Source organism: Exiguobacterium sp. s146 (genome assembly GCF_018618415.1).
GTDB lineage: Bacteria > Bacillota > Bacilli > Exiguobacteriales > Exiguobacteriaceae > Exiguobacterium.
This window is the reverse complement of sequence record NZ_JACSMA010000002.1, coordinates 342,672-364,503: the sequence shown is the minus strand read 5'-3', so window position 1 is coordinate 364,503 and position 21,832 is coordinate 342,672. Positions and strand designations below refer to the sequence as shown.

Sequence of the window (21,832 nt, the reverse complement as noted above, 5' to 3'; positions counted from 1 at the left end):
ACTACGATGAACTATCTTGCCTTGATCAGTGTGACATTCATTGTCATCAGTGCTATTTTAGTCGCGATCGGATGGACGATCATTGCGCGCGATCGCCGCGACGTCGACAAACACAAGAAAGTCATGACGGCCGCGGCAATCGCTGCGACGACATTCTTCATTCTTTACGTCTCACGGACGATTTTCGTCGGCAATACTGCCTTCGGGGGACCGGATTCCGTGAAGCCTTACTATTTGGCGTTCATGATTTTCCATATCCTGCTCGCGACGACGGGTGGGGTGCTCGGATTGATCACGTTATATCTCGGTTATAAAAATAAAGTCGAGAAACACCGTAAAATCGGACCGAAAGCCTCGGTCGTCTGGTTTTTCACAGCAATCACTGGCGTGACGGTCTACATCCTTCTTTATGTCGCCTACGACCCGGGTGAGACGACGAACGTCTTCCGTGCCATTATCGGTGGGTGAATCGAGAGAGGGGGATGAGGATGAAACGGAATAGCTATATGACGGTCGGCTTGACGGTCGCCATTCTGGTGGCGATCGGCGTGGCCTCGTACTTCTTGTTCTTTAAAGAAGAGGACTTGCCCGTCATCCAAGAGCCGACCCCGTTCACTTTGACGAACGCGCTCGACGGTCAGTCGTACAATTCGGACAACGGCAAAGTCAAAATCGTCACGTTCTTCTATACGAACTGTCCGGACATCTGCCCGCTCACGTTACGTGACTTCATGAAGCTCGAGCAAGAATTGAAAGCGAACGACCTGTACGGGACGGACGTTGAGCTCGTCGCCATCACGGTCGACCCTGACGTCGATACGGTGCCGGTCCTTGAGAATTACGGGGAGGCGTTCCAAGCCGAACCGACGGGCTGGAAGATGTTGACCGGTGACCAGGCCGATATCGACCGCATCACGCGTCAGCTTCAATTCTATTATTCGAAAGCGAACAGCGGACTCGTCACGCATGCGACGACGATGTATATCATCGACCGTCACCATGACGTCCGTGCGGTCGCCCAAATGGCCACGGCAGGAGAAAAACCCGTCGATATCGAAACCATTATGGAGGACGTGTTAGTACTCGCGGCAGAAAAGGAGTGAAGCAGATGAATGATACGATGGCTGTCATCGGTAATGATTATTCTTATGGAGATGTGACGATCGCTGAACGGGCGATTGAGGATTTGATTGCGTGCAGTGCGATCGAATTCGGGTTGCGTGAAGTGAAGGTCGTGTCCGTCTCGAAAGAGCGATACGATTATCAAATCGTCGCACCCGTCTCGCTCGTTGAGGCTGAACGCTTATATCGCTACGTGCGCGATCAGTTCGACTTGTTGCTCGGACAAGTCGACGTGACGCTCAACGTCATCGCGACATGATAAAAGGGAGGACCCGTCGAGGGCCTCCCTTTTTTGTATGCTGATCATTGGCTTTGTTTATATTTTCCAGACGTAAACTCTGGTATGATAGAATGTAGTGCGAACTAACGTTCGTTTTTTTTGAAGACGAAGGAGGATGGAGCATGCAGAATCACGCGTTGGTCGTCATTGACATTCAAAATGACATCACGAAAAACTACAAAGCCGTCATCGATAACATCAACTATGCCATCGATTGGGCGGTCGCCAAAGGGATTCACGTCATCTATATCCGGCATGAAAATCTATCGTCGGGGACGAGAACGTTCAAAACAGGGACGCGAGGAGCGGAATTGGCGCCAGACTTGAAGCTCGTGTCCGAGCACGTGTTCACCAAGTATAAGGGCAACGCCTTGACGAGTGAGGCGTTCGCGGCGTTCGTTGACCATCATGGCATCGACACGTTCTACATCACAGGCGCCGATGCGACCGCCTGTGTGAAGTCGACGTGTTACAATCTGCGGAAATCCGACTATACGGTCAGCGTCCTGTCCGATTGCATCACCAGCTATGACTTGAAGAAAATCGACGACATGATCGCGTACTACGAAGGGAAAGGCTGTGCCATCATCCGCTCAGCGGACCTGTCGGCATAAGCTGCTTAGAAAACGTGTATATCGACTCGTGAGCGTCCATCAAAAAAAACCCTTCGCTTATGCGAGGGGTTTTACTTCGAGTGTCTCAGCGAGTGCGGCTAGACGACGCTCGCAATCACGGACGATTTCTTCTGGGAACTCTTCGTCGTATTCGACGCCGTGCGGGTAGTAATGTTTTCCGAGAATCGGTGTCAACATTTTGACGACCGCGTGACGGTCCTCGATTTGGCCTTCGATTGCATATACCGGTAAGCGAAGGTAGAACGTCTCGCCCGTCGATTGTTTCTCGTACTTCATGTCATACGTTGCACGCTCATAGTCCCAAGCGCCTTCACGGATGAAATGATGATGATCCATGATCGTCTCGAGCAAACCGAAGCGGATCTCTTTTCCCTCGATGTGGAACTGCTCAAATTTCATCATAATCCCCCTTTTCCCTAATAAACCTCATATGTCATCATATCATATTCGAAAACGTTCTTGGAATAACGTGTGTTCAAATTGTGAAAAAAAGATGAACGCCTCAAGCGCGGGTGTCGAGGTAATGGGCGATTTTGTCCGGAAGCCGCACACCGAGCGGCATGAGTCCCTCTGAACCGAAGAAGACGTTGAACTCTAAAATGTAAAACTCACCGTCCGCGACGATGACGTCGAAGGCAGCATGATTGATATGGAGCGTCTTGGCGATGTCGAGCACTTCCGCGACGACGTCGTCCGGGATATCGTCGTATGAGAAGTGGGCGCCTTCGGCGACGTTGTTCAAGAACGAATCGCTGACGCGCCAATACGACCCGACGACTTCTTCCCCGATGACGATGATGCGAAGGTCGCGGTCGTTCGGGATGTACTGTTGGACGTAAAACGTGTCGTGCTTGTCGACGTACGTGAGCCAGTCCTGTTCATTCTTGATGAGCCAGACCCCTTGTCCCATCGACGACTTGGCCGTCTTGGCGACGAACGGATACTCGAATTCTTCCAACACACGCTCGATCGTGTAAGGGTTCTTCCCGTAGATGAGCGTCTTCGGGATACGGTGCGGGAACGTCGCCTTGAAGGCGCGCGTCATCTCGATTTTATCGTGCCCGAGGTGGTACGACGCCGGGGACGGGAAAATTGGTTTGTTGAGCCCGTAGATGATCGAGTTGACCATCCAATATTCGGGGAACAAGACGAGGTCGGCCGCTCGGACTTTATCGAGTTGATCGTAATAGTATTCAGGTTTCGCATAGTCGGTCTTGATGCCGGCCGAGCGAATCATATTGAATGAGACTTTTTTCATAGCGAGGTGCAGGTGCGCACCTGTTCACTTCCTTTCTGGTTGGACGCTTGACAGTCACGTTCAATTATAAAGCCGATTGCTTACAGAGGGAATCAAATGTGTTAAAATCATGGCAGAAAGGGTGAAAGCCATGATTATTACTGAACAGACGATTGCCCTGCTCGATCAAACGGAAGCGTTAGCCGATTTGATTGAAGCGAGCGAGTCGTTCCAAACATATATCGCCACGAAACAAGCGCGAGCCCAATCAGAGGAAGCGCGGCTCGTGGAACGTGAGTTCTTGCGCATGAAAGAAGATTACGAGTACGTACAGCGTTTCGGGAAACATCACCCGGACCACGATCGCATTAAAAAAGAGATGCACCTTGTCAAACGGCGTCTCGATGTCCAGCCGGAAGTGGCCGCATTTAAAAAAGCGGAACGCAGTTTGGATAAACTGCTCGGGGAAGTGAGTGAGCTGTTGGCCTTCTCGGTTTCTCCAAAAATCAAAGTCCCGACCGGAAACCCGTTCTTCGATGAAGGCGGATGTTCAGGCGGGGGAAGTTGTGGAGGCGGAAGCTGTGGATGTGCCATCTGAGTCGTTTGAATTGAATGGTCGAATCGGGTTCGTCGTTTACGTCCAATCGTTGAAACAAGTGAAGGCGTTGCGTCGTTATGCGAACCTGTATTACGTGTCCAAACGGGAGAAGTATGCCTTCTTATATACCGACCTTGAGGGACATGAGGCGATTCTCGAACAAGTGAGCGCGTTGCCGTTCGTCGAAGCGGTCGTCCGTAGTGAGCGGCCGTTCGTCGCGGAGACGTACGAATCGAAGCAGAAATAACACAGAGATGAAGGCGGCACCGCCTTCATCTTTTGTGGTGAAGGAGAACGGATATGCGAGTGATTTCAGGAGAACGAAAAGGGACCCGTCTCAAGGCGGTCCCCGGGTCGGCCACACGACCGACGACAGATAAAGTGAAAGAATCGTTATTCAACATCATCGGCCCTTATTTCGCCGGGGGCGATGCGCTAGACCTATACGCCGGGAGCGGGGGTCTCGGGATCGAGGCGTTGTCACGGGGGTGTGACCATGCCGTATTCGTCGACAAGCAACGAAAGGCGATCCAGACGGTCACAGACAATTTACAGACGACGCGCTATGAATCGAAAGCGACGGTGCTCCAACAAGACGCCCGGTCGGTCCTCGACCAACTCGTCCTGAAAGGGGAGCCGTTCAAATTGATTTTCATGGACCCGCCATATCATGCGGAAGAACATGTGCCGTTTTTAGAGATCATTGAAGCGAACCGGCTGTTGACGGACAACGGCGTCGTCGTCTGCGAGCACGGCAGCGACGTGACATTGCCGGACCAGGTCGGACAGTTAGAAAAAATCAAGGTGCAGCGCTACTCGGACGTGATCACGATCAGCTTTTACGAGTATGCCGACACCGAGGAGTGAGAACATGTCAAAACGTATCGCGATTTGCCCGGGGAGCTTTGACCCGATTACGAACGGCCATTTAGATATCATCGAGCGAGCGGCGGCCATCTTCGACGAAGTCATCGTCGCCGTGCTCGAAAACTCGAGCAAGGCACCGCTCTTCAACGTGGAGGAGCGTCTATCGCTCATTCGTGACGTGACGACGCATTTGCCGAACGTCACCGCTGACGCGTTTGGCGGATTGCTCGTCGAGTATGCCGCCAAGCGTGAGGCGGCGACCATCGTCCGTGGCCTGCGGGCCGTCTCGGACTTCGAGTACGAGCTTCAAATCGCATCGATCAATAAAAAATTGAATGAGAACGTGGAGACGCTGTTCATGATGACGAACAGCCAATACTCGTTCCTCAGCTCCTCAATCGTGAAAGAAGTCGCCAAATATGGGGCGTCCGTCGCCGAGCTCGTCCCGGAGCAAGTCGAGCACGCGCTGCGACAAAAATATGAAGTGAGTCACGGGCAATGAAGTCGCTCAAAATCGGCTTCGGTCTGCTCGTCGCCGTCCTGATTTTCTTGTTCGTGCCGCTCCCGTATTACATCACGTATCCGGGCGAGGCGACGACGATTGAAGAGTTCATGACGGTCGAGGGCGGAGACAAAGAACCGGGCGAACTGAAGATGGTGACCATCTCCCAACGCCGGGCGACGCCGCTCTGGCTCGTCGGCAGCTGGTTCACCCCGTTCACGGAGGCGAGCCCGGCCAGTCGTTATCTCTATGACGGGGAAAGCGAGGCGGACTACGACCGCAGACAAGAGCTGCTGATGTCGTCATCGCAGCAAGCGGCGATTCAATACGCCTATGAGCTGGCGGACGCCGATGTGACCGTGACGTTCGACGGCATGTACGTTTCGGCCCCGATTGCCGGGTCGCTCGCCGCGAACGTCTTGAAGCCGGGTGACGTCATCACCGCGCTCGATGGACAGGCGTTCGCGTCACGCCTAGACTTTATCGAACGCGTCGCCTCATTTGAAGCCGGCGATGAAGTCTCCGTCACACTCGAGCGGGACGGACGCGAGCGCGAGGTCGATACGCTGATTCAACCGATTGACCGGAGCGGGGACCGCGTCGGGCTCGGGATTTATGAGCCGCTGCCAATCCAGGACGTGCGCACAGACCCGGACGTCTCGTTCGAACTGACGAACGTCGGCGGACCGTCGGCCGGTCTCATGTTCACGCTCGAGATTTTTGACCAGTTGACGCCGGGCGATTTGACGGGCGGTGCCGTCATCGCCGGGACGGGAACGGTCGATGAGTTGGGGAACGTCGGGCCGATTGGCGGGGCATGGCAAAAAATCGTAGCTGCCGACGAGGCGGGGGCATCCGTGTTCTTCGTGCCGGCCGGGTCGAACTACGATGAGGCGATGGAGTCGCTCGACCGACTCGAGAGCGACATTGAAGTCGTTCCCGTCAAGACGGTCGAGGATGCCATCGATTATTTAGAGTCGATGAATTGAGGCGTTTGCATATGTTCGACGAGTGACCGGTTTCCAAGCGGAAGGCGATACGCCTCGGTCACTCGAGCCTCGAACGCCAGATCAGGATGGTATTTGCTGAGAAGCGGTACGTCTTTTTTTATGTCGTTTAACACGGTACGTCCAATCGTGTTGAACGCTAGCGGTCGGACATAGGGCACGTCATCGAACCGTTCCGGCAACTCGTCCTGCCGCCAGTGGATGAGAATGGCGACGAGCGCACGTTGAATGGACGTTCGCGTGTAGCGTCTCGTCAGCAGGCGAGCGAGTGCCTGTTCGAACGTCGGCTCGAGCCCGGCCTGAATCAGGCGGGGCGACAGCGAGCTGTCGATGCCGACGAGTTGTTCGAGCACATCTTTCGGGGTCGTCCGCAACTTATATTGAAGGACGGGCCAATAGAGTGACCAGTGGGCCATCGGATTGTCCTGAAACAGCGCTCGTGTGGCGTCAGGGACGGCCCGGACCATACCTGACTCCAAGTAGTGGGCGCGCACGCCCGTGGCCGACATGACGTCTGAGACGCTCGGGTCATGGTAACTGGCTCCGAGACGGCGAATCGTGTGCAGCTCGATCGACGTCGCGGCTTTCGCGTAGTGATAGGCGAGGATGTTGTTCGGGAGCGTCAAATCAAAGTCGGGATAGAGCGACCCGAACGCCTCGCTCGACGCTTTGGCAGGCGAACGACCTTGATTTAACGCTTCTTTTAACGCCGTCTGATAGGCGGGTGTCGCTTCGATATCAGCTGCCGCGGCCCGGGTCACGGCGCTGATGTCGCCGCTCTCACTCCCGAAGGACAGCGTTTGACAACGCACACGCTCGGCGATGGCGACCGCGGCGCTCGCGAATCGGTCGGCCCGGTGCACGCCGAAACGTGTCGGCAGTTCGATGACGAGGTCGATGGCGCCCGTTTGGACCGCGGCGCGGGCCCGGCTCCACTTATCGAAAGCGGCCGGTTCGCCGCGCTGGGTGAACTGGGCACTCATGACGGCGATGACGGCGTCAGCGTCGGTTTCAATCCGGGCTCGTTCCGCCTGATGGAGGTGCCCGTTATGGAACGGATTGTACTCGGCAATGATGGCCGTTTTTCGCATAAAATTACTCCTTTGCATTGTCGATTGGATTGGTGTAAGATGGGTAAGTACGCTTTGGCAAAGCGCCGTCGTCAACTGATTTTAGTGTAAAGAAAAAACATTGACAAAACAAGTTGGCCTATCTATAATTCATATTGTTGCAATTGAGGTGATTCGGATGAAGTGGTCTATTGCACAGCTACTTAAGCTACGAAACCAGGGTGACAGTTTTACCATCGATGAGGTGGTCGAACTACCAGAGCTTACTCAGCTCCATCCGGATATCCGTTCGATTCGCCCGGTGCATGTGCACGGGGATGCGTCGTTCACATCTAATCAAGTTACATTCAATCTGAAGATTCAAGGTGACCTGACGTTGCCAGATGCGCGTACGTTGGATGATGTCATCTATGAATTCGATATTGAATCGCTCGAGCCTTTCTTTTTGGAGAATGGGCGTTATACGGAGCAATTCGATGATGTCAATTTGCCAGAAGGAAATACGATTGATCTGCGACCGATCGTAAAAGAGCTCATCATGTTAGACGTCCCAATGCAAATCTTTGGGAACGAAACAGACAAAACTCAGGTTGAAGGGGAAGGCTGGTCCGTCATTGACGAGCAGCCGGACGACCAACCAAAAATCGACCCGCGCCTCGCGGGGCTCGCTGACTTGTTCTCTAAAAAAGAGGACGAGAACGGCTAACTTTTCAAGGAGGTGGACAACGATGGCAGTACCATTCCGTAGAACGTCGAAAACTCGCAAACGTCTTCGTCGTACTCACTTCAAACTCAACGTACCTGGTATGAACGAGTGCCCGAACTGTGGCGAAATGAAGCTTTCTCACCGTGTTTGCAAATCTTGCGGACATTACAACGGTAAAGAAGTAACAAGCAAATAATGCGAAAGGAAGCGGTCTCCCCGGAGGCCGCTTCTTTTTTTAATTTTTGGGTCGGGGAATCAGATTGTGGTAAACTTTTCAGTGCAGACTAGACGTGGAGGGATGGCGAATGAAGCCGATTAAACGAATTGGGATTGTCGGGAACGGCGCCGTCGGTATGCTGATGGCCTCGCTGTTCGAACCGGACTATACGGTGACGCTCTATGGCCGTGTCGACGAAGCGACGACGGTGACGATTGATCGGACCGGCGTCACCGAGGGGAGGGCCGTGGTACGGCTCTGTCCGGTGACGACACTCGTCGAGACGGAGCAGGATATATTCTTTGTGACGACGAAAGCGCATCAGGTCGAAGCGGCGACGGAACGATTATCCGGCGATGTGCCCGTGTTCATCTGCTCGAACGGAATCGCCCATCTCGACTATGCACGTACGAAAGGATTCCACCTTGGGGTGGTCGAACATGGCGTGAGCCGTGACGGCGATCGGCTCCACCATACCGGGCTCGGACGCATCCGCATCGGCAGCCTCGACTCGCTCGAGGCGATGTCGTTCCGTGCGTCACCGCTCGCCGTCGTCTGGGAAGCGGACATCGAGCAGGTCGTCACGGAGAAGTTGTTCGCCAACGCCATCATCAATCCGATAACGGCGCTCTGCCGTGTCGAGAATGGGGCGGTCGCCCTATCGCCTTGCCGCGAGGTCGCGACGGCGATTTACGAAGAACTGTCGACGTTGTTCGATCGTCACGTCCCGTATACATATATCGACACGATTATCGACAAGACGGCACACAATCGTTCCTCGATGTTGCGTGATATCGAGGCGGGGCGCCAGACCGAGGTCGATGCCATCTTGACGCCGCTCTTGAAACGGGCCGACGAACGAGGCGTCACTTTGACCGTTATTCCGGTCATGCAAAAATTAATTTTAGGAGCGAGCGTATCGTGCTAGTGTATATCGTTTCATTTCCACTCGTCATTTGGTTTATGGTGTATATGATACTTAGAAAAATTATGCCTAAATCGGTTAATACGTTCAAACTCGCCTGTGATGCCGGCGTGATCTTGTGGTTTTATGCATGCGCGGTGCTGCTCGAAGCGATTGTCGGGATCGACTTGATCTGGCTGTTGCTTGCGGTCTGTGCCGCCATTTTCCCGGCCAACGCGATTTGGCAACGGATTCGCCATGAAGATGTCGTCTATACGAAGATGTTCGTGCACGGGTGGCGCTTATTGTTTTTGGTGCTCGTCCCGGCCCATATCGTCTTGTTTACGATCGGCATCGCACGAGAGATGATGTATTAATCGTTTGAAAGGAAGTCGTTATACGTGAGGATAGAGTCGCTAGACGCCATGTACGCCCCGTCGTCTCCGATGATGCAAGTGGAGACGGGCTATTCAAAATGGCTCGACTATACAGGGATGGATGAGCTCGAGCTGAGGGCGGACGAACTGATGAACCGTTCGTTCACGCATTTGCCCGCGCTCGTCGACATTTTGCGAGACCAACAAGCCGTCCACGGTCTGATTTCTCCGGCGCTCGAATCAAAACTCGAAGCGTTGGCCGCCGGTGAGGCGTTCACGATGGTGACCGGGCAACAAGTCGGGGTGTTCGGCGGTCCGTTGTTCGCGGTGTATAAACTGTTGACCGTGCTGAAGAAGGCCAAACAGGCGGAAGCGAAATTGAACAAACCGGTCCTCCCAATCTTTTGGATGGCGACGGAGGATCATGATTATGCGGAAATCAACCACGTCTTCGTGAGCCAGCCGCTATCGCGTCAACTGCGCAAAGAGGCGTTGTCGACCGTCCCGCTCGCCGGGAAGGCGTCGGTCGGGGAATTGGAATTCGATCGCCTTAAAATCGAACTCGTGCAAATGTTGCAACGCCTTTTGTTATCCGAGACGGAGACGCGTTACACGACGACGCTCTATCATGAGCTCGTCGATGTGATTCAAGCGAGCCATTCGTTCGCCCAATTTTTCGGACACATGATGCGTCGCTTCGTCGGCACAGACTTCATCCTGTTCGACCCGCACCAGCCGGAAGTCCGGGCCCTCGAGCGCGACGCGTTCAAACGATTGATTACGGAACACGACCGCTTGCATGCGGCGTTGCACGATTCGTTCGAGGACGGGATGCCGACCGTCGAGTTGAATCGGGAAGCGGCCCACCTGTTCTATCACGATGGGACGCGCGAACTGTTGACGAAGCAGGACGGGTTCTTCACGACGAAGCGGGGACACCGCTTCACGGAGGCCGAGCTGATTCAACAAGTGGACGCGCACCCGGAACGGTTCTCGAACAACGTCGTGTCCCGTCCGCTCATGCAGGACCACTTGTTCCCGACACTCGCCTATATCGCCGGACCCGGTGAAATCGCCTATTGGCTTCAACTTCGGCCCTTATTCCACGTCCTCGATTGGAAGATGCCGCTGTTGATCCCACGGCTCGGGGCCGTGCTCGTCTCGGCGAACGATGAGAAGAAGCTCACCCAAGAAGGTGTGACGCTCGTCGACTATTTGGCGGACCCGTTACCGGACCACATGTTCGACGACGAAACGTTCGACCAAAACTTGTACGCGTACCGGACGCTCACGGAAGCGATCGGGCGCGAGGCGGGCAAGCACGGGCACCGGTTTGATGCCAAGGCACGCCACGTGCTCGAACGTCTCGCCGACGAGATGCGAGCCGAAGCGAAACGCGACCAATATCGCTTAAACAGTCGCCGGATTCATCTATCGACACGGCTCTTGCCGATGGACGCCCCGCAAGAGCGGATATGGTCGATGGTCCCGTTGTTGAACCGTCACGGTCTCGATTTGTTCGAGCGCTTGCGCCGGTCTTATGAACAAGCCGATTTCGAGCGATGTTTGGTCAAATTGTGACCGAAATGAGCGAGATAGAGATGGTTCCCAAAAATTTGTGGGAACCATTTTTTGTTTGTTACCTTTTTGTTTCCTCTTTTCGCTAAAAAGCGATGCGGCACTTGACATTTTTATGATAAAGTAAACGTAATAAAATAGTTGAAAAATGTAGGTTGAGAGGGTTTTTGTATGTTTGAGCATGAAACGGTATTAAAAATGGAGTCCATTGAGGGATTAAATATTAAGCCAGACGGGATTTATGTCGATTGTACGTTAGGAGGAGCCGGTCACAGCGAAGAGATCGTCAAGCGCTTGACGACAGGCCATCTATACGCCTTCGACCAAGACGACGTCGCGCTCAAGCACGCGAGTGAGCGGCTGGCTCCATATGAGGACCGGGTTACGTTCATTAAAAGCAACTTCGTCCATTTGAAAGACGAACTGTTGGCGCGGGGAATCACTCAGGTCGATGGGGTATTGTTCGACCTTGGTGTATCGTCGCCGCAGCTCGATGAGGCCGAACGTGGCTTTAGCTACAATTACGACGCACCGCTCGATATGCGTATGGACCGTTCACGCGAGCTGTCCGCGTATCACGTCGTCAACGAATGGCCGTTCGGAGATCTTGCCCGCATCTTCTTTACATACGGGGAAGAAAAATTCTCCAAACAGATTGCGCGCAAGATTGAGCAGGCCCGTGCCGTCAAACCGATCGAGACGACGTTCGAACTCGTCGAATTGATTAAAGACGCGATTCCGGCGCCGGCCCGACGAAAAGGCGGCCATCCTGCGAAGCGGACGTTCCAAGCCATCCGCATCGCCGTCAACGATGAGTTGAACGTGTTCGACCGTGCCGTCCAAGACGCGATCGACATGCTCGCCATCAACGGACGCATTTGCGTCATCACGTTCCACTCGTTAGAAGATCGAATTTGTAAACAAGTGTTCAAAGAGAAAAGCCAGCATCCGCCGTTACCGCCCGGATTGCCGGTCATCCCGAAAGAGTTTGAACCCGAACTGAAATTGATTACGCGCAAGCCGATCACAGCCGGGGACGACGAGCTCGAAGGCAACCGCCGGGCCCGTTCGGCCAAACTCCGGGTCGCAGAAAAACAAAAATAGACTGTACGTAGGAGGGATACCTGATGCCAGAAGCTGCTCGCAAGGCTCTGCAGCCTCAAGTTACGCCGAATCGAAATCCGATTCCGCAAGAACGACCAATACCAGCTCCAAAACGACGTACGTTGACTTTGTTCGAATCCATCCTGTACCCGACCATGATTGGTTCAGTTGTCTTGTTCGGTGGCATCACGGTATCGAAACATAACGAAGCGTACAACATCATGCGCGATACGGCTCTGATCACACAAGAGACGAACACGATTGCCAAAGAGAATGAAGAATTGAAGTATGAGATCGCCCAACTAAGCTCACCTGAGAGAATCTATGCGATTGCTGAAAAGCTCGGAATGCAATTCAATGAGAACAACGTCAAGGTGATTGACTGATGAATTCTCTACAACAGAGTAAAAAAAGAGTGGCGTGGGTGGCGATTGTTTGCTTCACACCACTCTTTTTATTTTTTGTCGGTTGGTTCTTCTACTTGTCCGTCTTCCAGACGTACAAAGGAGAGAACATGCTCGCGTTCGCCGAGGAAGAGCGTTGGAAAGCGGTCAGTACGTTAAAAGCGGAGCGGGGCGAGATTTATGACCGGTTCGGGCAACCGATTGCCATCAACATCCCGTCCTACCGCATCGTGGCCGTCTTGAAACTCGGCGGCGAGCGGGTCGAAGGGAAGACGCTCATGCCCGATGCGTTCGCCGAGGCCGCCAAGCAGCTCGCGACCGTCATTCCGATGACCGAGGCCGACATTTTGAAACGGCTCGAGCAGAACAAAGATCGCGGTCAAATCGAGTTCGGCGTACCGGGCCGCGATTTGACGGTCGAGCAAAAAGAAGAGATTGAGGCGTTCGAGATTCCAGGGGTCACGTTCGTCGAAGAGCCGAAGCGCTACTATCCGAACAAAGTGTTCGCATCAAGTGTCGTCGGCTACGCCCAGAAAATCGACCAGAACGGACGGATTGAACTCGTCGGTGAGCTCGGCATTGAAAAATCGCTCAACGACGTGTTGAGTGAGTCGTACGGGTTGTACCGGTTCGAGAAAGATTTGGCCGGACGCCAAATCGTCTCGAGCGACGAGCAATTGAAGATTGACCCGGAAGACGGGGCTGACGTGCAACTCACGCTCGACCACCGGATTCAACAGTTGCTCGATACGAAAATGGAAGAGCTGTATCAAGAATATAAGCCGAAGAATGCGACGGCGATTATTATGGACCCGAAGACCGGCGAAATCATCGCCTTGTCGGACCGTCCTTCGTTTGACCCGAATACGCGCGAAATCAGCTCGTATAGTAACTTCTCGGTATCGTCTCGTTTCGAGCCGGGATCGACGATGAAAATCTTCACGTTGGCCGCCGCCATCAATGAAGGCGTCTATAATCCGAATGAACTGTATAAATCGGGTTCATATAAGTATGGCAAGACCGTATTCAATGATTACAACATTACCGGATGGGGTACGATTCCTATGGTAGAAGGCGTCTGGCACTCGTCGAACGTCGCGTTCTCGATTCTTGCGAACGAGCGTCTCGGCTTAAGCCGCTATGAAGATTATTTCAACGCCTTCAAGTTCGATCAACGTACGGGCGTCGATTTACCGGGCGAGGTCAATAGCCAATTCGACTTCGAGAGCCCGTTGAACGTCTTAATCACGGCATGGGGCCAATCGACGGCCGTCACGCCGATGCAGATTTTACAAGCGACGTCGGCCATCGCGACCGATGGGACGATGAAGCAACCGCACGTCATCAAGAAAGTCGTCAACCGTGAGACCGGTGAGACGATTCGGACGACGAATCCGAAAGTCGTCGGACAACCGATTACGGCCGAGGCCGCCAAACAGACACGGGAAGCGCTCGATGGCGTCGTCAACAGCGACGTCGGGACGGGGCAATTGTATGCCCTCGACAACTATCGCGTCATCGGGAAGACCGGAACGGCGCAAATCGCCGAGAACGGGAAGTACTTGAGTGGGCAATACATCCACTCGTTCGTCGGCATGGCGCCGGAGGACGACCCGGAACTCGTCATGTACATCGCCGTCGACCGTCCGAACAGTGACTCGTCGACGACGGGACCGCGAATCATGGCACCGCTGTTCAAAGATGTGATGGACGTCGCGCTCCGCTATCGGAGCGTCGAGCCGGACAAGCAGGCGAAATCGATTGACGCCTCGACGAAAACGACGACATCGTTCGTCGACCAAGGTCGTGACGACGCCGTGAAAGAAGCCAAAGCGGCCGCGTTCACACCGGTGGCACTTGGCAACGGGGAGACGGTCACGGCGCAAAGCCCGGTCGAAGGCCAACCGTACGTCGTCGGTGAGCGGTTGCTTTTAAAGACGGCGGACTCGTTCGCGATGCCGACGCTCAAAGGCTGGTCGCTTCGTGATGTGAAACGGTTAGCGACGCTTTATCAATTGAATTTAGAAATAGACGGCACCGGCTTCGTCACCTCCCAATCGATTGGGAAAGGCAAGCCCGTCAAGACGGGAGCGACGCTCACAGTGAGGCTCGCGTCACCGTCGAACTAACGCAAAGGGATGAAGAGGGCCTCGGCTCTCTTTTCCTTTGTCACAGGAGGAAATGGTTATGGAACAGTTGACGATTCAAACACTCGCATCTTGGTTTGGGATGGAAATAGATGATTCGCGAGAGGTCCGCCACGTCGCGACCGACTCGCGTGACGACAATGCCGACGGCTTGTTCGTCCCGATTATCGGGGCGCGCGTCGATGGACATGATTACATCGAGGCGGCCATCAAACAAGGAGCGATCGTGACGTTCTGGGAACAAGACCGTCCATTGCCGGAAGGGATTATCGCCATCCCGGTCGCATCACCGTTGACAGCGCTCCAAGAAGCGGCGGCCCGCTATTTGGCGGAAATCAATCCGAAAGTCGTCGCCATCACCGGTTCGAACGGGAAAACGTCGACGAAAGACATGATTGCCGTCGTGCTCGGTGAGACGTTCAAGACGCATAAGACGGCTGGAAACTTCAACTCGGACGTCGGGTTGCCGCTCACCGTGCTCCGGATGCCACGCGACACCGAAGTCGCGGTCCTTGAGATGGGGATGAACGGTTTCGGACAAATCGAACTCTTATCGAAGCTCGCCAAACCGGACATCGCCTTCGTCACGAACATCGGCGAGTCACACGGCGAACAAGTCGGTGGGCGCGAGGGTATCGCCAAGGCGAAGCTCGAGATTAAAGCCGGGTTGAAACCGGACGGCGTCTTAATCGTCGATGCCGACGAGCCGCTCCTCAGTGAAGCGGGTGGGTATCGCGTCGGGTACGATTCGACCGCGGACGGCAAGCTCGAGGTCGTGGAGGCGACGTTTGACGCCTCGATTTTCCGCTACAATAACGAGTTGTATGAGTTGAAAGTGCTCGGGGCCCATCAAATCCGCAACGCCGCTTATGCGATCGCCTGCGGTCTCAAGTTCGGGTTAGGGCATGACACGATTCAACGGGGACTCGACCGTGTCCAGTTGACGTCGATGCGGATGGAGAAACGGATGTTCGGCGATGCCCACTTGGTCAATGACGCCTATAACGCGAGCCCGACTTCGATGATTGCCGCCGTTGAGACGATTAAAACGTTAGAAGGGTTCTCACGCCGCGTCCTCGTCCTCGGGGATATGTATGAACTCGGGGCGGACGAGGTCTCCCAGCACGAACAAGTCGGCCACGCCATCACGGCGCCGGTCACGGATTGCGTGCTTATCGGAGATAAAGCGAAATGGATTGCGGCAGGTATCACCGACCCGCGTGTGAACGTGACAATGGTGCCGACGGTCGAGGAAGCGAAAGTCCTTCTCGGCAGTTATCAACGTCCGCAGACTGTGATATTGTTAAAAGCATCGCGAGGACTGGCGCTCGAGCGTCTAGTTCAATAAACAGAGTAGTGAGGTACGAACATGTTAATCAGTTTAATCGTCTTAATCAGTTCATTATTGACCGTATTGGTCGTCATGCCGCGGGCTATCCCGGCACTTCATAAGTTAAAGTTTGGCCAAGAGATCCGTGACGAAGGTCCGGGTTGGCATCAAAAGAAATCAGGCACACCGACGATGGGCGGCATCGTCATCTTGCTCGCCCTTGTCATCGGCTTCCTCGTCTCGGTCGTCTTCGGTGAAGCCGTCGCCGGGTTCGGCACGCTCTTGTTCGTGACCCTCGCTTTCGGGGTGATCGGCTTCCTCGACGACTACATCAAAGTCGTCAACAAGCGCAACCTCGGTTTGACGTCGCTTCAAAAATTGATCGGTCAAATCGTCGTCTCGGTCTTGTTCGTGTGGTTCCTCTCTCTCGGTGGGGCACTTGATACGACGATTCAAATCCCGTTCACTTCGATCGCGTTTGATACGGGTTGGTTCTATGTCGCCATCGTCATCTTCTGGCTCGTCGGTTTCTCGAACGCGGTCAACTTGACGGACGGTCTCGACGGTCTCGTCTCGTTCTCGGCCATCCCGACGTTCGCGTTCTTCGGCATCTATGCCCTCGGACAGGACGAAGCGGGTATCGCTTGGTTCGCCTTCAGTGCGGTCGGCGCCTTGCTCGGTTTCCTCGTCTTCAACAAATATCCGGCGAAAATCTTTATGGGGGACATGGGATCGCTCGCCCTCGGTGGTGCGGTCGCCGGTCTCGCCCTTATGCTCAAGCTCGAGCTGTTGCTCGTCTTCGTCGGCATCATCTTTGTCATCGAGACGCTCAGCGTCATCTTGCAAGTGCTCTCGTTCAAAACGACGGGCAAACGAATCTTTAAGATGAGCCCGATTCATCACCATTTCGAAATGGTCGGTTGGTCAGAATGGCGCATCGTCTTGACGTTCGGTGGAATTAGCTTGATCACGGCAGTCTTGTCGTTACTACTCATGTAATGGATGGTGGAAGACATGCAACAACAGTGGAACGATAAACGAGTCCTCGTACTCGGCGCGGCACGGAGCGGCATCGCCGCAGCCGCTTACTTAAGAAATGTCGGCGCGAACGTGACCATCAATACCGGGAGCGAACCGTCAACAGAAGAACGGATGAAAATCGAAGCGCTCGGCATCAACGGTGTTTTCGGTGCCCATCCGCTCGAATTGCTCGACACGACGGACGTGATCGTCAAAAACCCAGGTATCCCGTATCACATCCCGCTCCTTCAAACAGCGCTCGAGCGGAAGATCCCGATTTATACCGAAGTCGAACTCGCCTACTTGGCGACCGATGCTACGTTCGTCGCCATCACCGGCTCGAATGGCAAGACGACGACGACCACACTCGTCCATGAATTGCTCAAAGGAGGAAGTCGTCCTGTCCATGTGGCAGGGAATATCGGTTTCCCGGCGATTGAAGTCGCATCGAAAGCGAAGCAAGGCGACGTCATCGTCATCGAACTATCGAGCTTCCAACTGATGGGCGTCGAACAGTTTCATCCGCAAGCGGCGGCACTGTTGAACTTATCGCCGGCGCATTTGGATTATCATGGCGACTTCGAGTCGTACGCTGACGCCAAAGGGAACTTGTTCCGGAACATGACGGCATCAGACCGCGTCGTCGTCAAGGGCAGTGACTCCGAAGTGATGAAACGCGTCCCGGCCGGTCTCGCTGCTTCGACGTTCGGCTATGACGGCGGAGACGCTCACGTCACAAATGGCTGGATCACGCTTCACGGCAAGCCGGTCATCCGGGTCGAAGATCTCGCCCTCGGTGGGGCCCATAACGTGGAGAACGTGTTGGCGGCATTGTTGCTCGTCGAACCGTTTGATATCCCGGCCGCACATATCGATCACGTATTACGCACGTTCGGCGGCGTGGCCCACCGGACGGAAAGTCTTGGCCAAGTGCTCGGACGCCGAGTCTATAACGACTCGAAAGCGACGAACAACGTGGCGGCGGAAGCGGCATTGAGCGGATTCGATGCCCCGATCGTGTGGGTGTGCGGGGGACTTGAGCGTGGAGCCGAATTGGATTCACTCATCCCGGCGCTCGGACGTGTCAAAGCCATCGTCTCGTACGGTGAGACGGCTGGACGTTTCCAAGCACTCGGTGAAGCCGAACAGATTCCATCGTTCGCAGTCGATACGCTCGACGCGGCCGTCCCGCTCGCGTTCGAACAATCGGCCCCAGATGACGTGATATTATTGTCACCGGCGTGTGCGAGCTGGGATCAATATAAGACGTTTGAAGAGCGCGGCGAGCATTTCGTCCGCCTCGTCCATGCATATGAGGAGGCCAATCGATGAAAATCATGATTTCTGGTGGAGGGACGGGTGGCCATATCTACCCGGCACTCGCTCTCCTTGATACGCTCAAACAGCGCCATCCGAACCTCGAGGTGCTGTATATCGGCACCGAGAACGGACTCGAGGCCGATCTCGTCCCACGTGCCGGCGTACCGTTCAAATCGATTCGAATCGCCGGGCTCAAACGGTCGTTGTCGCTAGACAACGTTAAGACGGCCTATTGGTTTGTTCAATCGGTGTTGACGTTGCGCAAAGAGATGAAGACGTTCCGTCCGGACGTCGTCATCGGCACGGGCGGATTCGTTTCAGGGCCGGTCGTCTTCACGGCGCAACAACTCGGCATCCCGACGATTCTGCATGAACAGAACAGCATCCCGGGCTTGACGAACAAGTTCTTATCAAAGAAAGCCGACCGGGTCGCCTTGTCGTTCGCCGGTTCGGAATCACAGTTTCCCGATGCGAACGTCCGTGTCATCGGTAACCCGCGCGGGAGCGAAGTGTTGAAGACGACGGTGAATGAAGCGACCGTCCGGGCCGAGTATGGGATCGATGAACGTCCAATCGTCTTGATTTACGGAGGTAGCCGCGGAGCCGAGGCCATCAACCGGGCCGTCATCGAGGCCATCCCGGAACTGGCGACCGAACCGGTGAACGTGCTCTACGTGACCGGTAACGTCCATTATGACAACGTCGTGGCGACGGCGCCTAAAGCCGAAAACGTCCACGTGTTGCCTTACGTTTACGACATGCCCGAACTGCTCGCGTGTGCGAGTCTCGTCGTGTCCCGGGCCGGTGCTTCGACCATTTCGGAATTGACGGCGCTCGGTTTACCGAGCATCTTGATTCCGAGCCCGTACGTGACGGCCGACCATCAGACGAAAAACGCCTCGGCGCTCGTTGAGAGCGGCGCGGCCGAACTGATTAAAGAAGGGGATTTGACGGGCGAGTCACTCGTCCGCTCAATCCGACATGTATTGGCCCATCACGATGAGATGGCCGCAGCCTCGAAACGGTTAGGATTCCCGCACGCCGCGGAGTCGCTCGCCGACCTCGTCGAAGAAGTCCGCGCTTAAAAGGAGAGTAGCCATGGAGACACGTCAGAATACCGTTCGTAGTTTGGAAGACCGGATCCCGTATATGAAAGATCAACGCCGTAAGAAGGCAAACAGACGGTTATCGACCATCCTGTTGTTGTTCGCGGTGTTGATTGCGCTCGTCGTATATATGCAGACATCGGTGTCTGACGTGAAAGCGGTGAACGTGAACGGCCTGTCTTGGTTGACAGAAGCGTATGTGCTCGCCGAAACGGACATCGACACGTCCACGAAAATCGTTCAAGTCTCGCCGAACGGGATTGAACGGGAACTTCGTAAAGTGCCTGGCGTGAAAGATGTCAACGTCGACCGTTCATGGTATAACGTCGTGACGATTGACGTTGAAGAAGAGAAAATGATTGCCTACTCTCGAACGGATGAAGAGGAAGTCGTCGTCCTCGCTGACGGTTCGTTGCATCCGACCGGGTCGATCACGGACCCAGCGAAACTAAAAGACGGTCCGTTGTTGCGTGAATTCACGGATGCGGCAGAACTCGAGAAAATCGCGAGTGAGCTCGAGCAAGTCGATGACGCGATGCGGGCCCGGATGTCAGAAATCGTCTTCTCGAAACAGAAAGGCGAACCGACGCGATATGAGATTTATATGAACGACGGGAACACGATTCAGACGCCGACGTTCAAGCTCAGTCAAACGGTGTCCAAGTACGGCGAAATCTATGAGAACATTCCGAAAGGACAGCGGGGAACCGTCGTCATGGATGGTGGATATTATTTCGTCCCGTACGAAAAACCGAAAGAATAATCTGAATTTTTACAGCCCTTAGACACATAAGGGCTGTTTTTTTATCGATTGTAATCGAATTGACACCCCAAAACCGCGTAATTTGTAGGATTCTACCTTTTCTCACTATCTTATTTGTTGTAAACTTAGACGTGAGATATCTTGCCGGACCTAACAATATTTTTGGATATCTGTAATAATGTAACGGAATTCAAGCACAGAAATTAAAGCGCGGAGGTGTTTCCCTTTTGGAAGCGAATGGTTATGTGGCCGCATTGGATATAGGAACGTCAGAAATTAAGCTCGTCGTGGGTGAATTACTCGGGGGAACGCTTAACATTTTGGCGGAGGGGTGTGCCCCGTCTGCAGGAGTAAAACGTGGCGCCGTCGTCGACATCGATAAGACGGTTCAAGCCATCAAGCAAGCCGTCGAACATGCCGAAGCGGCGCTCGGTGATCAAATTCGGTCGGTATACGTTGCCATCGAAGGGGAACATATCCAAATCGCCCCATGTCATGGAATTGCATCGGTCAAACGAGAAGACCAAGAAATCACGGACACAGATGTCATCGAAGTCATCAACTCGGCACAAGTCATGCGCTTGCCGGATGAGATGAGCGTCATCGATGTGATCCCGTCTTCCTTCACGGTCGATCAACAGACAGGTGTCGTCGATCCTCGCGGAATGCTCGGTTACCGCTTAGAGATGCATGGCAAGATGGTGACCGGTTCGAAGACGATTTTACATAGCATTCGTCGTTCCATCGAACGGGCAGGATTGAAACTGGAAGGTTTCGTTCTCGGCAACTTGGCGCTCGGCATGAGTGCGGCATCGGTCGATGAAATCGATCTTGGCATCGGCTTGGTCGATATCGGACATGAAAAAACGACCGTCTCGGTCTTCTATCGAGGTGACCTCGTCTACTCATATATCCTTCCGGTCGGAGGCGATCATATGACGCGCGACTTGGTGTACAAGCTCAATTGTAAATACCAAGACGCCAAAGTGGCGAAAGAAGAATACGGACTTGCCCTTGAAGAGATGGCGGACGCCTCAGAAGGATTCTCGTTCACGAACATCAACGGGGAAGTCACGTTCGAACCGCAATCAGAAATTAGTTACGTTTTAGAGGCAAGAATAGAGGAAATGTTCACACTCGTGTTGAATAGAGTGCAAAAGGTAGGCGTTCCAACGCTCAGCGGAGGCTATCTCCTCTGTGGTGGGGCCGCTGCTTTACCTGGCATCCAAGAACTAGCGACTCGTGTCATGGGTCAAAAGACGAGACTGTATCAGCCTTCGTCGATTGGCGTCAGACATCCGAAATACGCGACCGCGGTCGGCGTCCTCAAGTACGTGCTTATGAGCGATCACCACGTCTCGAAGTCACGACTTGAAAAGCCGGATGACCGTGTAGCCGTCGCAAAACCAGACGGCACGTCTCAAACCGGGAACGACCATGACCACGACGATCATGTGGTCCAGGACGACCGCGAGACGAAAAACGGTTTCGGTCGATTAATGGAAAAATTATTTGGCGTGTAAATTTGACGTTGTGTT

26 protein-coding genes are annotated in these 21,832 nt (G+C 54.2%); 23 read left to right on the top strand and 3 right to left on the bottom strand.

Translation table 11 applies throughout. The annotated features are described in order from the left end of the window. Positions 1-6 precede the first annotated feature (6 nt). From KNP83_RS08495 to KNP83_RS08480, 4 genes are all read left to right on the top strand, one after another. Entirely contained in the window at positions 7-468 is a 462-nt protein-coding gene (locus KNP83_RS08495) for a DUF420 domain-containing protein (protein WP_214762099.1), read from the top strand. 20 nt (positions 469-488) lie between these two features. Further along, positions 489-1,103: an SCO family protein gene (locus tag KNP83_RS08490; protein WP_214762098.1), complete on the top strand. Its 615-nt coding sequence runs from the start codon at positions 489-491 to the stop codon at positions 1,101-1,103. A 5-nt stretch (positions 1,104-1,108) separates the two neighbouring features. Then, positions 1,109-1,381 (top strand): hypothetical protein, encoded by a 273-nt coding sequence (locus KNP83_RS08485; protein WP_021067024.1) that lies wholly within the window; start codon positions 1,109-1,111, stop codon positions 1,379-1,381. A 143-nt stretch (positions 1,382-1,524) separates the two neighbouring features. After that, on the top strand, positions 1,525-2,016 hold the full coding sequence (locus KNP83_RS08480) for a cysteine hydrolase family protein (protein ID WP_214762097.1): 492 nt from the start codon (positions 1,525-1,527) through the stop codon (positions 2,014-2,016). Positions 2,017-2,073: 57 nt separating this feature from the next. Here KNP83_RS08480 and KNP83_RS08475 read toward each other — a convergent pair whose 3' ends face one another. Continuing rightward, positions 2,074-2,436 (bottom strand): YugN family protein, encoded by a 363-nt coding sequence (locus tag KNP83_RS08475; protein WP_021067026.1) that lies wholly within the window; start codon positions 2,434-2,436, stop codon positions 2,074-2,076. Between the two features lie 103 nt (positions 2,437-2,539). Continuing rightward, complete coding sequence (locus tag KNP83_RS08470; protein ID WP_214762096.1) at positions 2,540-3,295, bottom strand: ATP-grasp domain-containing protein; 756 nt, start codon at positions 3,293-3,295, stop codon at positions 2,540-2,542. A 130-nt stretch (positions 3,296-3,425) separates the two neighbouring features. Between KNP83_RS08470 and KNP83_RS08465 the strand changes: the two genes are divergently transcribed. Genes KNP83_RS08465 through KNP83_RS08445 form a run of 5 tightly spaced genes read left to right on the top strand, consistent with a single transcriptional unit; the run spans position 3,426 to position 6,230 of the window. Beyond that, positions 3,426-3,872 carry a YlbF/YmcA family competence regulator gene (locus KNP83_RS08465; RefSeq protein WP_214762095.1) on the top strand — a complete coding sequence of 149 codons (447 nt, stop codon included), beginning with the start codon at positions 3,426-3,428 and terminating at the stop codon, positions 3,870-3,872. Beyond that, positions 3,856-4,119, top strand: coding sequence for a DUF2129 domain-containing protein (locus KNP83_RS08460; RefSeq protein WP_353048534.1), 264 nt, complete (start codon positions 3,856-3,858; stop codon positions 4,117-4,119). Before KNP83_RS08465 ends, KNP83_RS08460 begins: the two co-directional genes overlap by 17 nt. A 53-nt stretch (positions 4,120-4,172) precedes the next feature. Continuing rightward, positions 4,173-4,739, top strand: coding sequence for a 16S rRNA (guanine(966)-N(2))-methyltransferase RsmD (gene rsmD / locus KNP83_RS08455; protein ID WP_214762093.1), 567 nt, complete (start codon positions 4,173-4,175; stop codon positions 4,737-4,739). Positions 4,740-4,743: 4 nt separating this feature from the next. Continuing rightward, complete coding sequence (gene coaD / locus KNP83_RS08450; protein ID WP_214752292.1) at positions 4,744-5,241, top strand: pantetheine-phosphate adenylyltransferase; 498 nt, start codon at positions 4,744-4,746, stop codon at positions 5,239-5,241. Continuing rightward, positions 5,238-6,230: a SepM family pheromone-processing serine protease gene (locus KNP83_RS08445; protein ID WP_214762092.1), complete on the top strand. Its 993-nt coding sequence runs from the start codon at positions 5,238-5,240 to the stop codon at positions 6,228-6,230. The genes coaD and KNP83_RS08445 overlap by 4 nt, the downstream gene beginning before the upstream one ends. Here KNP83_RS08445 and KNP83_RS08440 read toward each other — a convergent pair. Continuing rightward, positions 6,209-7,339, bottom strand: a complete 1,131-nt coding sequence (locus tag KNP83_RS08440) for a tRNA(Met) cytidine acetate ligase (RefSeq protein WP_214762091.1) — start codon at positions 7,337-7,339, stop codon at positions 6,209-6,211. The two genes, KNP83_RS08445 and KNP83_RS08440, sit on opposite strands and share 22 nt — an antisense overlap. Before the next feature lie 157 nt (positions 7,340-7,496). Here KNP83_RS08440 and KNP83_RS08435 point away from each other — a divergent pair, with 157 nt between their 5' ends. From KNP83_RS08435 to ftsA, 14 genes are all read left to right on the top strand, one after another. Continuing rightward, complete coding sequence (locus KNP83_RS08435; RefSeq protein ID WP_214762090.1) at positions 7,497-8,024, top strand: YceD family protein; 528 nt, start codon at positions 7,497-7,499, stop codon at positions 8,022-8,024. Between the two features lie 22 nt (positions 8,025-8,046). Beyond that, complete coding sequence (gene rpmF, locus KNP83_RS08430) at positions 8,047-8,220, top strand: 50S ribosomal protein L32 (RefSeq protein WP_015881300.1); 174 nt, start codon at positions 8,047-8,049, stop codon at positions 8,218-8,220. Between the two features lie 109 nt (positions 8,221-8,329). Then, entirely contained in the window at positions 8,330-9,169 is an 840-nt protein-coding gene (locus KNP83_RS08425; RefSeq protein WP_214762089.1) for a 2-dehydropantoate 2-reductase, read from the top strand. Next, positions 9,163-9,522, top strand: a complete 360-nt coding sequence (locus KNP83_RS08420) for a DUF3397 domain-containing protein (RefSeq protein WP_214762088.1) — start codon at positions 9,163-9,165, stop codon at positions 9,520-9,522. The genes KNP83_RS08425 and KNP83_RS08420 overlap by 7 nt, the downstream gene beginning before the upstream one ends. Before the next feature lie 24 nt (positions 9,523-9,546). Further along, positions 9,547-11,103: a bacillithiol biosynthesis cysteine-adding enzyme BshC gene (bshC, locus tag KNP83_RS08415; protein WP_353048533.1), complete on the top strand. Its 1,557-nt coding sequence runs from the start codon at positions 9,547-9,549 to the stop codon at positions 11,101-11,103. A 168-nt stretch (positions 11,104-11,271) separates the two neighbouring features. Then, positions 11,272-12,204, top strand: coding sequence for a 16S rRNA (cytosine(1402)-N(4))-methyltransferase RsmH (gene rsmH, locus KNP83_RS08410; protein WP_021067038.1), 933 nt, complete (start codon positions 11,272-11,274; stop codon positions 12,202-12,204). A gap of 23 nt (positions 12,205-12,227) precedes the next feature. Next, positions 12,228-12,590 carry a cell division protein FtsL gene (ftsL, locus tag KNP83_RS08405; protein ID WP_021067039.1) on the top strand — a complete coding sequence of 121 codons (363 nt, stop codon included), beginning with the start codon at positions 12,228-12,230 and terminating at the stop codon, positions 12,588-12,590. A gap of 38 nt (positions 12,591-12,628) precedes the next feature. Beyond that, positions 12,629-14,737 (top strand): penicillin-binding protein, encoded by a 2,109-nt coding sequence (locus tag KNP83_RS08400; RefSeq protein ID WP_353048532.1) that lies wholly within the window; start codon positions 12,629-12,631, stop codon positions 14,735-14,737. A 58-nt stretch (positions 14,738-14,795) separates the two neighbouring features. Beyond that, positions 14,796-16,103 carry a UDP-N-acetylmuramoyl-tripeptide--D-alanyl-D-alanine ligase gene (locus KNP83_RS08395; protein ID WP_251139289.1) on the top strand — a complete coding sequence of 436 codons (1,308 nt, stop codon included), beginning with the start codon at positions 14,796-14,798 and terminating at the stop codon, positions 16,101-16,103. A 21-nt stretch (positions 16,104-16,124) separates the two neighbouring features. Continuing rightward, complete coding sequence (mraY, locus tag KNP83_RS08390) at positions 16,125-17,084, top strand: phospho-N-acetylmuramoyl-pentapeptide-transferase (RefSeq protein WP_214762086.1); 960 nt, start codon at positions 16,125-16,127, stop codon at positions 17,082-17,084. Between the two features lie 15 nt (positions 17,085-17,099). Continuing rightward, positions 17,100-18,437: a UDP-N-acetylmuramoyl-L-alanine--D-glutamate ligase gene (murD, locus tag KNP83_RS08385; RefSeq protein ID WP_251139288.1), complete on the top strand. Its 1,338-nt coding sequence runs from the start codon at positions 17,100-17,102 to the stop codon at positions 18,435-18,437. After that, positions 18,434-19,510, top strand: a complete 1,077-nt coding sequence (gene murG / locus KNP83_RS08380) for an undecaprenyldiphospho-muramoylpentapeptide beta-N-acetylglucosaminyltransferase (RefSeq protein ID WP_214762084.1) — start codon at positions 18,434-18,436, stop codon at positions 19,508-19,510. Before murD ends, murG begins: the two co-directional genes overlap by 4 nt. A gap of 13 nt (positions 19,511-19,523) precedes the next feature. Next, positions 19,524-20,294 carry a cell division protein FtsQ/DivIB gene (locus KNP83_RS08375; RefSeq protein WP_214762083.1) on the top strand — a complete coding sequence of 257 codons (771 nt, stop codon included), beginning with the start codon at positions 19,524-19,526 and terminating at the stop codon, positions 20,292-20,294. Between the two features lie 227 nt (positions 20,295-20,521). Continuing rightward, positions 20,522-21,817 carry a cell division protein FtsA gene (gene ftsA / locus KNP83_RS08370; RefSeq protein ID WP_214762082.1) on the top strand — a complete coding sequence of 432 codons (1,296 nt, stop codon included), beginning with the start codon at positions 20,522-20,524 and terminating at the stop codon, positions 21,815-21,817. The last annotated feature ends 15 nt before the right edge of the window (positions 21,818-21,832 follow it).

Excerpts from the sequence above, each read along its gene's own strand:
- rsmD (WP_214762093.1), top strand. The coding sequence starts at position 4,173 with ATGCGAGTGATTTCAGGAGAACGAAAAGGGACCCGTCTCAAGGCGGTC.
- KNP83_RS08425 (WP_214762089.1), top strand. The coding sequence starts at position 8,330 with ATGAAGCCGATTAAACGAATTGGGATTGTCGGGAACGGCGCCGTCGGT.
- KNP83_RS08465 (WP_214762095.1), top strand. The coding sequence starts at position 3,426 with ATGATTATTACTGAACAGACGATTGCCCTGCTCGATCAAACGGAAGCG.
- KNP83_RS08470 (WP_214762096.1), bottom strand. The coding sequence starts at position 3,295 with ATGAAAAAAGTCTCATTCAATATGATTCGCTCGGCCGGCATCAAGACC.
- mraY (WP_214762086.1), top strand. The coding sequence starts at position 16,125 with ATGTTAATCAGTTTAATCGTCTTAATCAGTTCATTATTGACCGTATTG.
- KNP83_RS08395 (WP_251139289.1), top strand. The coding sequence starts at position 14,796 with ATGGAACAGTTGACGATTCAAACACTCGCATCTTGGTTTGGGATGGAA.
- KNP83_RS08485 (WP_021067024.1), top strand. The coding sequence starts at position 1,109 with ATGAATGATACGATGGCTGTCATCGGTAATGATTATTCTTATGGAGAT.
- ftsL (WP_021067039.1), top strand. The coding sequence starts at position 12,228 with ATGCCAGAAGCTGCTCGCAAGGCTCTGCAGCCTCAAGTTACGCCGAAT.
- rpmF (WP_015881300.1), top strand. The coding sequence starts at position 8,047 with ATGGCAGTACCATTCCGTAGAACGTCGAAAACTCGCAAACGTCTTCGT.
- rsmH (WP_021067038.1), top strand. The coding sequence starts at position 11,272 with ATGTTTGAGCATGAAACGGTATTAAAAATGGAGTCCATTGAGGGATTA.
- murD (WP_251139288.1), top strand. The coding sequence starts at position 17,100 with ATGCAACAACAGTGGAACGATAAACGAGTCCTCGTACTCGGCGCGGCA.
- KNP83_RS08440 (WP_214762091.1), bottom strand. The coding sequence starts at position 7,339 with ATGCGAAAAACGGCCATCATTGCCGAGTACAATCCGTTCCATAACGGG.
- KNP83_RS08435 (WP_214762090.1), top strand. The coding sequence starts at position 7,497 with ATGAAGTGGTCTATTGCACAGCTACTTAAGCTACGAAACCAGGGTGAC.
- KNP83_RS08480 (WP_214762097.1), top strand. The coding sequence starts at position 1,525 with ATGCAGAATCACGCGTTGGTCGTCATTGACATTCAAAATGACATCACG.
- KNP83_RS08495 (WP_214762099.1), top strand. The coding sequence starts at position 7 with ATGAACTATCTTGCCTTGATCAGTGTGACATTCATTGTCATCAGTGCT.
- murG (WP_214762084.1), top strand. The coding sequence starts at position 18,434 with ATGAAAATCATGATTTCTGGTGGAGGGACGGGTGGCCATATCTACCCG.
- KNP83_RS08475 (WP_021067026.1), bottom strand. The coding sequence starts at position 2,436 with ATGAAATTTGAGCAGTTCCACATCGAGGGAAAAGAGATCCGCTTCGGT.
- coaD (WP_214752292.1), top strand. The coding sequence starts at position 4,744 with ATGTCAAAACGTATCGCGATTTGCCCGGGGAGCTTTGACCCGATTACG.
- KNP83_RS08490 (WP_214762098.1), top strand. The coding sequence starts at position 489 with ATGAAACGGAATAGCTATATGACGGTCGGCTTGACGGTCGCCATTCTG.
- KNP83_RS08445 (WP_214762092.1), top strand. The coding sequence starts at position 5,238 with ATGAAGTCGCTCAAAATCGGCTTCGGTCTGCTCGTCGCCGTCCTGATT.
- KNP83_RS08375 (WP_214762083.1), top strand. The coding sequence starts at position 19,524 with ATGGAGACACGTCAGAATACCGTTCGTAGTTTGGAAGACCGGATCCCG.